This window comes from Micromonospora sp. NPDC049282 (genome assembly GCF_043197045.1).
GTDB lineage: Bacteria > Actinomycetota > Actinomycetes > Mycobacteriales > Micromonosporaceae > Micromonospora.
This window is the reverse complement of record NZ_JBICSL010000006.1, coordinates 60255-71621: the sequence shown is the minus strand read 5'-3', so window position 1 is coordinate 71621 and position 11367 is coordinate 60255. Positions and strand designations below refer to the sequence as shown.

14 protein-coding genes are annotated in these 11367 nt (G+C 74.7%); 4 read left to right on the top strand and 10 right to left on the bottom strand.

The window, feature by feature from the left end; genetic code table 11:
* Nucleotides 1-2: 2 nt before the first annotated feature.
* Nucleotides 3-359, bottom strand: a complete 357-nt coding sequence (locus tag ACGFI2_RS12925; protein WP_393515183.1) for a DUF6223 family protein — start codon at nucleotides 357-359, stop codon at nucleotides 3-5.
* A 173-nt stretch (nucleotides 360-532) separates the two neighbouring features.
* On the opposite strand from ACGFI2_RS12925, the gene ACGFI2_RS12920 reads away from it, so the two are divergent.
* Together ACGFI2_RS12920 and ACGFI2_RS12915 are read left to right on the top strand one after the other, a co-directional pair.
* A complete protein-coding gene (locus tag ACGFI2_RS12920; RefSeq protein WP_393515180.1) occupies nucleotides 533-832 on the top strand; it encodes a hypothetical protein in 300 nt (99 codons plus the stop codon).
* A gap of 37 nt (nucleotides 833-869) precedes the next feature.
* Nucleotides 870-1952: an NAD-dependent epimerase/dehydratase family protein gene (locus ACGFI2_RS12915; RefSeq protein ID WP_393515177.1), complete on the top strand. Its 1083-nt coding sequence runs from the start codon at nucleotides 870-872 to the stop codon at nucleotides 1950-1952.
* A 36-nt stretch (nucleotides 1953-1988) separates the two neighbouring features.
* Here ACGFI2_RS12915 and ACGFI2_RS12910 read toward each other — a convergent pair whose 3' ends face one another.
* The 5 genes from ACGFI2_RS12910 to ACGFI2_RS12890 all read right to left on the bottom strand — a co-directional run bounded on the left by ACGFI2_RS12910 (nucleotide 1989) and on the right by ACGFI2_RS12890 (nucleotide 6653).
* A complete protein-coding gene (locus ACGFI2_RS12910) occupies nucleotides 1989-3182 on the bottom strand; it encodes a hypothetical protein (RefSeq protein ID WP_393515806.1) in 1194 nt (397 codons plus the stop codon).
* 89 nt (nucleotides 3183-3271) lie between these two features.
* Nucleotides 3272-4021: a ZIP family metal transporter gene (locus ACGFI2_RS12905; RefSeq protein ID WP_393515174.1), complete on the bottom strand. Its 750-nt coding sequence runs from the start codon at nucleotides 4019-4021 to the stop codon at nucleotides 3272-3274.
* Between the two features lie 39 nt (nucleotides 4022-4060).
* A complete protein-coding gene (gene eis, locus ACGFI2_RS12900) occupies nucleotides 4061-5260 on the bottom strand; it encodes an enhanced intracellular survival protein Eis (protein WP_393515171.1) in 1200 nt (399 codons plus the stop codon).
* Between the two features lie 52 nt (nucleotides 5261-5312).
* Nucleotides 5313-6032, bottom strand: coding sequence for a PP2C family protein-serine/threonine phosphatase (locus ACGFI2_RS12895; RefSeq protein ID WP_393515168.1), 720 nt, complete (start codon nucleotides 6030-6032; stop codon nucleotides 5313-5315).
* A 93-nt stretch (nucleotides 6033-6125) separates the two neighbouring features.
* A complete protein-coding gene (locus ACGFI2_RS12890) occupies nucleotides 6126-6653 on the bottom strand; it encodes a helix-turn-helix domain-containing protein (protein WP_393515165.1) in 528 nt (175 codons plus the stop codon).
* Between the two features lie 55 nt (nucleotides 6654-6708).
* Between ACGFI2_RS12890 and ACGFI2_RS12885 the strand changes: the two genes are divergently transcribed.
* Complete coding sequence (locus ACGFI2_RS12885; protein WP_393515162.1) at nucleotides 6709-7947, top strand: benzoate/H(+) symporter BenE family transporter; 1239 nt, start codon at nucleotides 6709-6711, stop codon at nucleotides 7945-7947.
* 156 nt (nucleotides 7948-8103) lie between these two features.
* Here ACGFI2_RS12885 and ACGFI2_RS12880 read toward each other — a convergent pair whose 3' ends face one another.
* The 4 genes from ACGFI2_RS12880 to ACGFI2_RS12865 form a co-directional block, all read right to left on the bottom strand.
* Nucleotides 8104-8469: a hypothetical protein gene (locus tag ACGFI2_RS12880; RefSeq protein ID WP_393515159.1), complete on the bottom strand. Its 366-nt coding sequence runs from the start codon at nucleotides 8467-8469 to the stop codon at nucleotides 8104-8106.
* A gap of 29 nt (nucleotides 8470-8498) precedes the next feature.
* Complete coding sequence (locus ACGFI2_RS12875; protein WP_091062994.1) at nucleotides 8499-8747, bottom strand: hypothetical protein; 249 nt, start codon at nucleotides 8745-8747, stop codon at nucleotides 8499-8501.
* Between the two features lie 77 nt (nucleotides 8748-8824).
* Nucleotides 8825-9295, bottom strand: a complete 471-nt coding sequence (gene mscL / locus ACGFI2_RS12870) for a large conductance mechanosensitive channel protein MscL (RefSeq protein WP_393515155.1) — start codon at nucleotides 9293-9295, stop codon at nucleotides 8825-8827.
* 39 nt (nucleotides 9296-9334) lie between these two features.
* Nucleotides 9335-10009: a FadR/GntR family transcriptional regulator gene (locus ACGFI2_RS12865; protein ID WP_393515803.1), complete on the bottom strand. Its 675-nt coding sequence runs from the start codon at nucleotides 10007-10009 to the stop codon at nucleotides 9335-9337.
* 58 nt (nucleotides 10010-10067) lie between these two features.
* Here ACGFI2_RS12865 and ACGFI2_RS12860 point away from each other — a divergent pair, with 58 nt between their 5' ends.
* On the top strand, nucleotides 10068-11360 hold the full coding sequence (locus ACGFI2_RS12860; protein WP_393515152.1) for an MFS transporter: 1293 nt from the start codon (nucleotides 10068-10070) through the stop codon (nucleotides 11358-11360).
* Nucleotides 11361-11367: the final 7 nt, after the last annotated feature.

Here is an 11367-nt window from a genome sequence, read left to right as displayed (position 1 = left end):
GGTCAGGCGGTGCGGCGGGAACGGGCCAGCGCCAGCCCGCCCAGGCCGACGCCGACGAGCCCCAGCACCACGCCCGCGATCGCCCCGGCCCGCCCCTGGCCGGTGCCGAAGCCGCCGGTGGTCAGCGCCAGGTGCGACGCGCTGAGGACCAGGCCGACCACCCCGGTCGCCAGGGCCAGCAGGGCGCCGCGCTGTCCGGCGCCCACCCGGCGGACCGCCAGCCCGCCGATGATCACACTGGCCAGGCTCACCAGGGCGAACGCGGTGGCGCCGTACCGTCCGGAGCCGCCGACCCCACCTGCGGCGATAGGGACGTACGGCGCTGCCAGCGTGGTGGCGAGCAGGTTGTTGATCGACATCGGGACTCCCTGAAGGTCGTCGGGCTGTGGGTACGGACGGCAGCGTATGGACCGGCCTGGTCGGAGCGCGTCATGCCGGAGTTGCCGGTCGGGCTACCACCTGGGAGGTACGGGGGCGGATCCCGTACTCCCGTGGTGGTGTCGCGCCGACGTGAACGGGAACCGGGACACCCATGCGAACGACCAGTACCGCCGCCGTCGCGGCGTCCAGCGAGGTCCCCGGCGACGACGGCGTACGCCGCCCTGGGGGTGAGGTGCACGCCTGGCTGCCGGGGCAGAACCAGACGCTGTGCGGACTCCAGCTCAGTCGCACCCGGCTGCGCCGCTTCCCGCACGTGCCGTTCGACTACTCCGGCACCGACGTGCTCACCGAGGCCGACCCGGAGGGCTGGCTCTGCCCGCGTTGCCTGGCCGCCACCGGCAGCCGCCGCGGTCAGGAGAAGGGTTGGGTACGCACGAACCCCCGCCCCTGAGCGGTTGCTGACCGGTTCAGCGGGTACCGCACCGAGCATGCGCATCGTGATCGTGGGGGCCACCGGCAACGTCGGCACCGCCGTACTCCGCCGGTTGCGGCAGGAGTCGGAGGCCGAACTGGTCGGGGTGGCCCGCCGGCTGCCCGGGCCGGACGCCGGCGAGCCGTACGACGACGTCCAGTGGCACTCCTGCGACATCGGCGCGCCCGGCGCGGCCGACGACCTGGTGCGGATCTTCGCCGGGGCGCGGGCGGTGGTGCACCTGGCCTGGCAGATCCAGCCCAGCCACGACCGGCGCACGCTCTACCGGACCAACGTCGGCGGCAGCCGCGCGGTCGTCGAGGCCACCGTCCGGGCCGGCGTTCCCGCCCTGGTGTACGCCTCGTCGGTCGGCACCTACGCGCCCGGCCCGAAGGACCACCCGGTGAGCGAGAACTGGCCGGCGACCGGGGTGGAGACGTCGTCGTACAGCCGGGACAAGGCGGAGGTGGAGGCGCTGCTGGACGGCGTGCAGCGGGAGCACCCGGAGTTGCGGGTGGTGCGGCTGCGGCCGGGGCTGATCTTCCAGCGGGAGGCCGGTACGGAGATCAGCCGCTACTTCCTCGGCCCGCTGGTGCCGGTGCGGCTGCTGCGCTACGGCCGGATCCCGCTGGTGCCGTCGCACCGGCGGCTGCGGATGCAGGCGGTGCACGCCGACGACGTGGCCGACGCGTACGCCCGGGCGGTGACGGGTGACGCGCGCGGGGCGTTCAACGTGGCGACCGACCCGGTGCTGACGCCGGAGCTGGTGGCGCGGCACTTCCACGGCTGGACCGTGCCGGTGGCGGTGCCGCTGCTGCGCGGCGTGGCGGCGGTGACCTGGCGGGCCCGGCTGCAACCGGTGGACACCGGCTGGGTCGACCTGGCGTTGAACGTCCCGCTGATGTCCACCCACCGCGCCGAGACGGAACTCGGGTGGGCGCCCGGGGTCGACACGGTGACCGCGCTGAAGGACCTGATCACCGGCATGTCCACGCGGGCCGGCACCAACTCCCCGCCCCTGTCGACCGACCCCACCCTCCCCGGCCGCCCCGCGGCCCTGGCCAAGGGCGACCTCCCCGGCCACCCCAACCCCTACTGACCCGAAGGAAGGGCCGCCTTCCCTCAAGGCCGGGGGTCAGGAGAGGCGGGAGGAGGTTACCGACGGGGGGCGGGCGCCGAGGAAGAAGATGCCCGGGAAGCCCTTCGTCTCGAAGCCCCTGCTCGGGTTCCTCCGCAGGGTCGAACTGGAGATCGTCATGGTGCCGGTGCGGTTGTTGCTGACGAAGAAGACCGCGCCGCCGCCCTCGTTGGCGCTGTTGTCCTCGATGATCGTGCCGGCGAGCTTCACCGTGAACTCGTTGCCGTCGCAGTAGATCGCGCCGCCGCTACCGCCGCCCGGCGTGCCGCCCCGGGCCGGGTTCGCGCCGGCGCCGACCGCCTTGTTGTCGCGGAAGACGCTGTTCAGGACCGTCCAGGAGACGCCGATGCTGCTCAGCGCCGCGCCGTTGGCGCACACCCCGCCGGTGAAGGTGCTGCCCACCACGTACACCGGCTTGTTCTCGAACTGGCTGAGCACCCGCAGCGCGGCGCCGCCCAGGTCGGGGCCGGTGCGGTCGCAGCGGTTGTCGACGAACCGCGAGTTGACGACCTTGACCCGCCCGCCCCGGACGAAGATCGCGCCACCCCCGCCGCCTTCGGTCCGGTCGCCGGTGGAGTTGCCGCCGGTAAACGTCAGGTTCTGCACGGTGAGCTGCGGGTGGTCCTGGTTCTGGCAGTGCGAGGTGGTGAAGCCCTGGGCCTGGTCGCAGGTGTTCATGTAGAGGATCCGCCGGCTGCCGCCGCCGCTCAGCGTGACCTTGCCGCCGCCGTCCAGCACGATCCGCGGGCCGTGCGAGTTCACCACCTTGGCGGTGGCCTTCATGGTGATGGTCACCGGCGCCGGGCCGCAGTCGAACGTGATGACGCCGCCGGCCGCGACCGCCTTCACCACCGCCGCCGAGGTGCAGCTCGCGGGCGTGCCGGTGCCGACGGTACGGGTCGGGCGGGACGTGTCCACCGCGCGCGCCTCGGCCGGCACGGTGGCCTGCCCGGCGGGGTTGCCGGCGCGCAACGCGGCCGTGGCCGGGGTGGGGCTCGGCTTGGCGCTGCCGAAGCCGGCCCGGGCGCTCGGCGAGGCCGCCGGGGCGCCGGCCGCCGGGGCGGACGCGGCGCCGGCCGGAGTGCCGGTGGCGTCGGCCGGTGCGGGCCGGTCGGACGGGTCGTCGCCGCCGCACCCGGGCAGCGTGGCGGTGGTCAGGGCGAGGACGAGCAGGGAGACAGCGGACTTCAGGCGCACCGCCCGATGCTAGGAGGGCGGGCCGCCCCGGCACGACTCCGCCGGCGATCCTTAACCCGCCGCTAAGCCAGCCACCCCGGCCCTCAGGCGTGGGAGAGGGCGAACGCGACCAGGAAACCGAGCACGGTGATCAGGCCGACCAGCAGGTGCGCGTCCTCGAACGCCTCCGGGACCATGGTGTCGGTGATCATGGCGAGGATCGCGCCGGCCGCGAGCGCGGTGATGGTGGCCAGCACCTCGGGCGGGGCGCCGCCGAGCAGCGTGTACCCGGCCAGCGACGCGGCGCCGGAGATCAACGCGATGGTGATCCAGAGCCCGAAGACGTACCGCCGGGTCCGTCCGGCCTGCCGCATGCCGGCCGCGCTGGACAGCCCCTCCGGCACGTTGCTGAGGAAGACCGCGATCACCGTGACGAAGCTGACCGGGCCGCCGGCCAGCAAACTCGTGCCGATCACCACCGACTCCGGTACGCCGTCGAGCAGCGCGCCGACCGCGATCGCGTTGCCCGAACCGGGCTGCTGCCGCTCGGAGGGCTGCTCGTCGCCGGAGCGCTTGCGGTGTCGCGCCCCGCGCCGGGCCAGCAGCACGTTCGCCCCGGTGTACGCGAGCGCGCCGGCCGCCGCGCCGATCGCCACCGGCAACAGGCCGCCCTGCTTGTGCGCCTCGTCGATCAGCTCGAACGAGACGGCGGAGAGCAGCACGCCGGCCCCGAACGCCATCACCGAGGCGGTCGCCCGGCGCGGCACCCGCACGAAGAACCCGACGGCCGCCCCGATCAACAGGGCGGACCCGGCGAGCAGGCCCCAGAATCCCGCTTCCAACCACTCCGGCACGCGCAGGACCCTACCCCCGGCCCGGCACTGCCAACCCGATCAGAAGTCGGCGAACAGGTAGGGCAGCTCACGGGGGAAGAGCCGGCGCAGCTCGGTGGCCGCCTCCACCGGCACCTCGCCCAGCCCGCGAACCGCCACCTCGGCCGGGTCGAGCACCCCGTACGCCAGGGCGGAGAACCCGGCGGCGGTGAGTCGCGCGCACGGCACGCTGCCCTCGGCGGCGCTGGCGGCCGGCAGCACCGCCAGCTTGCCGGTGGTGCCGTCGAGCAGGTGCCGGCCGGCGAGCCAGCGGTCGCCGACCAGCTCGACGAGCACCCGGCCCACCCCGACCGGCTGGTCGGCGAGCGCCTCCAGGCTGAGCAGCCGGGCCATCGGCGCGGTCGGGTCGGGCCGGGCCACCCGCGCCTCCACCTGCACGTCCAGGTCGGTGAGCCACAGCTCGGGCAGCTCCTCGGGCGGCAACTGGACGCTGACCCGGGCCACCTGGTCGACGTGCCGGGCGAAGAACTGCAGCAGCGACGTCCGCGCGTACGCGTCGTCGAAGAGCAGGTCGTCGGCGATCAACGTGCCGGCGTGGTCGTCGATCCGGTAGGTGACCGCGCCGACCGTCTCGCCGCCCCGCACCACGCTGACCAGCCAGCGGTCGTCCCGCTCGCGCAACCCGACCGCCCGGAAGTCGGGGAAGACCGCGAAGCCGTGCCGCTCGCGCAGGCACCGGTCGGTGTAGGCGCGCCACCGCGGGTAGCCCGCGCCGATCCGCTCCCACACCAACTCGTCGGGCAGCTCGGACCGGAGCAGCGACGCCAGGTCCGCCGGGGCGAAGACCGCGGTACGCCGCCGGGGCAGCCCGACGTAGCCGAAGCGCTCGTAGAACGAGGCGCGGAACGGGTGCAGCGCGGTGAGCTGGTGCCCCTCGTCGCGCATCCCGTCGAGGAGCTGGTGCATCAGCGTCCGCACGTGCCCGCGCCGGCGGGCCAGCGGGTGGGTGGCCACCCCCGCGACGCCGGCCATCGGCAGCACCGCGCCGCGCAGGTTCTGCCGCATCGGGATCGCCGACGCCGCCGCCGTGGTGACGCCCTTCTCCTCGACCACAAGCGTCGTGTTCCCCGTGTTGTACGGCAGGTAGGCCCGGAACTCGTCGGTCCGGGCCGCCGTCATCGGCGACGCCTCGAACGCGTACGCCTGCAGCGGGAAGCTGGTGGTCAGGCGGTCCTCGGCGGCCAGGCGGCGAATGTGCATCCGTTCATCCCAACGTGCCCGGGCGGGGGTCGCAACCCGAATGGGACCGGGATCAGGCCTCGGTGACGTCGGAGATGACCACGGTGACGTTGTCCGGCGCGCCGGCCTGGTGGGCCAGCTTCACCAACTGCTCGCCGCACTGCTGGCGGTCGCCGTAGGTGGCCAGCGCCGCGGCGATCGCGGCGTCCTCCACGTAGTCGGAGAGGCCGTCGCTGCACAGCAGCAGCCGGTCGCCGGGGAAGACGGCGAGCGCGCCGACCGCCGGTGGCGCGTCCGAGCCCTGCACCGCGCGGGTGACCAGCGAGCGCTGCGGGTGGTGGCGGGCCTGGTCGCGGGAGAGCGCGCCCTGGTCGACCAGCGCCTGCACGAACGTGTCGTCGCGGGTGAGCTGGGTCAGCTCGTGGTCGCGCAGCAGGTAGCAGCGGGAGTCGCCGACCTGGGCGAGGACCAGCGTGTCGCCGGCCAGCAGGGCGGCGGTCAGCGTCGTACCCATGCCGTCGCGGGCCGGGTCCACGGTGATGGCCGCGCGGATGCGCTGGTTCGCGGTGCTCACCACGGCGCGCAGCGCGTCGGCCGCCTCGTCGGCGCCGGTGGGCGGGGTCAGCTCGTCCAGGATCCGGATGACGATCTCGCTGGCCACCTCGCCGGCCGGCAGGCCGCCCATGCCGTCGGCCACCGCCACCAGGCGGTCACCGGCGAGGGCGGAGTCCTCGTTGTTGGTCCGGACGAGGCCGACGTCGTTGAGGATCGCCGAGCGGAGGATGAGCGTCATGGGGACAAGCTTGCCAAGAACAACGGCCCCGCGTCTCTACGCGTTGCCGCGTCGGCGGAAAGAAATGTCATCCGCTTGCATCCCGGGTATGTGTCAATTGTCCTTACCGGACGGACGGGGATAGCGCAGCAGCAGGCTGGCCCGGACCTGCTCGTCGCCCACCGCGGCGTAGCTGTGCGGCACGTCGGAGGTCCAGCGCAGGTACTCGCCCGGGCCGGCGGTGAGCGGAGCGTCCACCGGCCCGGCGCGCAGCGTGCCGGAGAACACCGTCACGTGTTCGGTCACGCCGGCCTGGTGCGCCGGGGAGAGCTGCGCCGGCCCCGGACTGACCCGCATCCGGTACAGCTCGTAGGTCGCGTCACGGTCGTGGAACACCTCCAGCAGCGTGGCCCCGACCGCGACCCCGCGTACGGTCGGCGTCTCCTCGGGGGCCGACAGCACGGCGGTCAGCGGCACGCCGAGTTGCGCGGTGATCGCGTACAGCGTCTCCAGGGTGGGGTTGCGCACGCCGTTCTCCAGGCCGGAGAGCGTGGCCTTCCCGACGCCGGCCAGCCGGGCCAGCTCGGAGAGCGAGATCCCCCGTTCCGTCCGGAGGGCGCGGATCCGCGGGCCGACATCCATGGGGCTATCGTGCTACATCATCTCGTTCCGTAAACGGAACACCGGAGGGGGAAGCGTGGCCGGTCGACTCCAACCCGTGCTGGCCGGCGTGGTGACCGCCCTGGTCGGCTTCGCCAGCTCGTTCACCGTCGTGCTGGCCGGGCTGCGCGCGGTCGGCGCCGACCCGGCCCAGGCCGCCTCCGGCCTGCTCGCCCTCTGCGTGGCCAGCGGCTGCTGCGCCGTCTGGCTCGGCCTGCGACACCGGCTGCCGCTCGCCATCGCCTGGTCCACGCCCGGCGCGGCGCTGCTGGTCGCCACCGGGCCGGTCCCCGGCGGCTGGCCCGCCGCGGTGGGCGCCTTCCTGCTCACCGGAGCGTTGATCGTCGCCGCCGGACTGATCCCCGCGCTCGGGCGCGCGGTCGCCGCGATCCCCGCCCCGATCGCCTCCGCCATGCTCGCCGGGGTGCTGCTGCCGCTCTGCACCGCACCGGTACGCGCCCTGGTGGAGGTGCCCCGGCTGGCCGGGCCGGTGGTGCTCGTCTGGCTGCTGCTGCACCGCTTCGCCCGCCGCTGGGCGGTTCCCGGCGCGCTCGCCGTGGCCGTGGTGGCGATCGCGCTCACCACGACCGGGCCGGCCCGGCTGGACGCCGCGCCGGTGATCGCGCTGACCGCGCCGGCCTGGACGCTGCCCGCGATCGTCGGGCTCGCGCTGCCGTTGTTCCTGGTCACCATGGCGGCGCAGAACGTGCCCGGCACCGCCGTGCTCGCCGGCTTCGGCTACCGCGCCCCGCTCGGCTCCGCGCTGCGCGTCACCGGCCTGGCCACCGCGCTCGGCGCGCCGGCCGGCGGCCACGCGGTGAACCTGGCCGCGATCACCGCCGCGCTCGCCGCCGGCCCGGACGCCCACCCCGACCCGGACCGGCGCTGGATCGCCTCGGTCACCGCCGGCATCGGCCTGGCCCTGCTCGGCCTCGGCGCCGGCGTGGCCACCGCGCTGGTGCTGCTCTCCCCGCCGGTGCTGGTCGAGGCGGTCGCCGGGCTCGCCCTGCTCGCCGCGCTGGCCGGCGCGGTGTCGGCGGCGGTCGCCGAGCCGTACGCCCGGGAGGCCGCCGTCGTCACGCTGGTGGTCACCGCCTCCGGGGTGAGCCTGCTCGGGATCGGCGGCGCGTTCTGGGGCCTGGTCGCCGGCTGCCTGATGCTCCTGCTCCTCCGCCGCCGCCCGATCGCCCTGACGCCCGCCTCCTCGACGCCGATCGATCCAGGCGACCGGTCCGGCATGGACGCGGACCTGGTGGCCTCTCGCCAGCCGTCGTGACGGCTTCCGGCCTGGCCCTTCCGGCGTCGACCGCCAGACCGCTCGAGCCTGCGGCCCTTGATGGCTGCCTGCGCTCCCCTCGGCGGCGACCGGTGGGGCCGAATGGCCTACAAACGTTACGTTCGGGCTGGGCCGCGTTCGGGCTGGGCGACGTGGTCACTCCTCGGCGGGCAGCTCCGCGGCCGGGACGGTGAGGCGGACCGCGCCGTCGGTGACCCCCGCGATCCGGTCGGCCAGCACGTAGACGGCGCCGGAGTCGGCCAGCGCGGTGGAGACCTTGAGGTAGCCCTCGCGCAGCAGCCGGGCGGCCAGGTCGGCCGGCACGTCCGGCTCCTCGACGGCGGCCGACTCGATCAACTCGTCGAGGCTGCTGCCCGGGTCCACCGGGGCGGGCGCCTCCACGGTCACCGCGGCCGGGTCGCCGCGCTGGACGAGATCCACGGTGCCGATCTCGACGCCGGTGGAGTCGACCACCCGCATGCCGGTGGTGACCCGGGAGACGGTGTCCTGCTGCTGGCTCATGGTGGAGCGGTTCCCGGGGCGCGCCGGCGCTAAACGGAGGGGGCCCAGCCGCCCGGCGGGCGCGGCGACAGCTCGCGCCAGGTGTCCGGCCCGTCGAGCAGCGCCCGGACCGTCTCCTCGGCCTCCTCGACGCTGGCGTGCTCGTAAAAGCGGGAGACCCCCTCGGCGCCGCCGGCGCGCTGCTCCACGTGCCAGCGGTCGCCGTCCACCCGGAGGAAGACGTCCCGCCGGGCGAGCCGCCCCCATTTCCCGTTCCACCAGTGCCTACGCTGCTCCATGGCCGGACTCTATCGAACATGTGTTCGATTCGGGTCGGCCCCCGCGGAATCTCCGCGGGGGCCGATGCGCTATGGCGTCAGCGCGGTGCCGGCGGCTCCTGCCGGCGGCCGAGCACGTCGTCCAGCGCGCCGCGCTGGGCGGGCGTGCCGTGCCCGCCGGCGAGCAGCGCGTCCCGGATCTCGGTGAGCAGCTTGACCTCCTCGCTGGGCGCGGAGGGCGGCGGCTCCTCGCCGCGCTTGCGCCGCTCGGCGAGCCGGTTCATCGGGTAGACGACCAGGAAGTAGAGCGCGGCCGCGGTCAGCGCGAACGTGATCAGCGCGTTGACGAACGCCACCCAGTCGAACGGGATGCCCCGGAACCTCGGGGTCGAGCCCTTGAGCCCGTCGTTGTTGCCGGTGATCAACACGATGACCACCCGCACCAGCGGTTCCAGGAACGACTTGGTCAACTGCGTGACCACGCCGGTGAACGCGGCACCGATGACGACGCCGACCGCCAGGTCGACGACGTTGCCGCGCATGATGAAGTCTTTGAAGCCCTTGAGCATTCGCTCTCCCGTGCTGTCCGAATCTCCGTCGGGGACAACCTATGCCCGGGACGGCCCTTCGAGAAAAGCACCGGCCTCGACCGCTGCCCGCTCCGGGTCACCGGCCCGGATCGCCTCGACCAGTCGACCGTGGTCGACGTACCGCTCGTCGGTCAGCGCCGGGCCCATGGCCTGGGCGACGGTGTTGCGCAGCGCGACGCCGACCGACGCGTACAGCTCGGCGAGCATGGCGTTGTGCGCGGCAGCCACCACCACCGTGTGCAGCGCGGCGTCCGCCTCCACGAACTCGTCCACCCGGCCGGAGCGCCACGCGGCCTCCCGGGCGTCGAGCGCGCCGTCGAGCGCCGCCAGGTCCGCAGCGGTACGCCGCAGCGCGGCGAGCCGGGCGGCCTCCACCTCGAACGCGCGCCGGACCTCGATCACCTCGGTCATCCGGTCGTCGGTGAGCCGGCGGGCCACCACCGGGGCCAGCTCGTCGGTCGACACCACGTAGGTGCCGGAGCCCTGCCGGCACTCCAGCACGCCGGCGTGCACCAGCGCGCGGACCGCCTCGCGGACCGTGTTCCGCCCCACGCCGAGCGCGGCGACGAGCTGCGGCTCGGTGGGGATGCGCCCGCCCACCGGCCACTCCCCGCCCAGGATGCGGGCCCGGAGCTGCTCGATCGTCTGGCGGACCCGGTGGCCGCGTGGCGGCACGGCGACGGAATCCACCACGGGTGTCACCGGTTACACCTGCTGCCGAAATTCATCCCATGATTGTAGGTTGAAGGTCATGACTCCGCCACCCGCGCCCACCACCACCGCGCCCACCGCCGACGTCACCCCCGGCCCGCTGCCGACGGCCGGCCCGACCTCGACGGTCACCCCGGTTCGCGGCGGCCTGCTGGTGCTGGTCGGGATGCTGCTCGTCGCGCTGAACCTGCGGGCCGCGGTGACCAGCCTGGGCGCGCTGCTCGACGAGATCCGCGTCGGGCTCGGCCTCTCCGGCGCCATGGCCGGCGTGGTCACCACACTGCCCACCGTCGCCTTCGCCGGGCTGGGCGCGCTCACCCCGTGGCTGGTCCGCCGCTGGGCCGCGCCCCGGGTGCTGGTGCTGGCCATGATCGCGCTCACCGTCGGGCAGGTGCTGCGTGCGGTCACCGGCTCGGCGACCGTCTTCGTGCTCACCAGCGCGCTCGCGCTGGCCGGCATCGCGGTGGCGAACATCCTGCTGCCGATGCTGGTCAAGCAGCACTTCCCGCATCGCACCGGGCTGGTCACCGGGACGTACACGATGGCCCTCACGGTGGGCACGACGGTCGCCGCCGCCTCCGCCGTGCCGGTGGCCCACGCCTTCGGCTCCTGGCGGGCCGGGCTCGGCGTGTGGGCCGGGCTGGCCGCGCTGGCCGTGATCCCGTGGGTGCCGCTGTCGCTGCGGGCGCGCGCCGCCCGACGGGCCGCCGACCGGGCCGCGACCCCGGCGGCGGCGGTCGCCGCACCGGCCCGGGTGCGGCCGGGCCGGACCCGGCTGGGCTGGGCCATGGCGGTCTACTTCGGGGCGCAGTCGCTCAGCGGTTACGCGATCATGGGCTGGCTGGCCCAGCTCTTCCGGGACGCCGGCTACCGGCCCGAGGCGGCCGGCCTGCTGCTCGCCGGCGTGACCGCGCTGGGCGTGCCGGTGGCGCTGATGATGCCGGCGCTGGCCGGTCGGCTGGCCACGCTGCGCCCGCTGGTGCTGTCGCTGACCGCGTTCTCCGCCGCCGCGTACGTCGGTCTGGCGCTCGCGCCGCGCGGCCTGGCGCCGCTGTGGGTGCTGCTGCTCGCGCTCGGCCAGGGCGCGTTCCCGCTCATCCTGACCACGATCGGGCTGCGCGCCCGCACCGCCGAGGGCACCGTGGCGCTCTCCGCGTTCGCGCAGAGCACCGGCTACGTCATCGCCGCGCTCGGCCCGCTGCTGGTCGGCATCCTCTACGGGGCGACCGGCGGCTGGACCGCCCCGATCGGCTTCCTGCTGCTGGCACTCGCCGTGCAGACGACCGCGGGCATGGTGATCGCCCGTCCCCGCTACATCGAGGACGAGCGCTGAGGGGGGT

Coding starts and splice junctions, on each gene's coding strand:
- ACGFI2_RS12890 (WP_393515165.1), bottom strand. CDS start 6,653: ATGGATGTCGGCCCGCGGATCCGCGCCCTCCGGACGGAACGGGGGATC.
- ACGFI2_RS12920 (WP_393515180.1), top strand. CDS start 533: ATGCGAACGACCAGTACCGCCGCCGTCGCGGCGTCCAGCGAGGTCCCC.
- ACGFI2_RS12915 (WP_393515177.1), top strand. CDS start 870: ATGCGCATCGTGATCGTGGGGGCCACCGGCAACGTCGGCACCGCCGTA.
- ACGFI2_RS12860 (WP_393515152.1), top strand. CDS start 10,068: ATGACTCCGCCACCCGCGCCCACCACCACCGCGCCCACCGCCGACGTC.
- ACGFI2_RS12875 (WP_091062994.1), bottom strand. CDS start 8,747: ATGGAGCAGCGTAGGCACTGGTGGAACGGGAAATGGGGGCGGCTCGCC.
- ACGFI2_RS12895 (WP_393515168.1), bottom strand. CDS start 6,032: ATGACGCTCATCCTCCGCTCGGCGATCCTCAACGACGTCGGCCTCGTC.
- ACGFI2_RS12880 (WP_393515159.1), bottom strand. CDS start 8,469: ATGAGCCAGCAGCAGGACACCGTCTCCCGGGTCACCACCGGCATGCGG.
- mscL (WP_393515155.1), bottom strand. CDS start 9,295: ATGCTCAAGGGCTTCAAAGACTTCATCATGCGCGGCAACGTCGTCGAC.
- ACGFI2_RS12925 (WP_393515183.1), bottom strand. CDS start 359: ATGTCGATCAACAACCTGCTCGCCACCACGCTGGCAGCGCCGTACGTC.
- eis (WP_393515171.1), bottom strand. CDS start 5,260: ATGCACATTCGCCGCCTGGCCGCCGAGGACCGCCTGACCACCAGCTTC.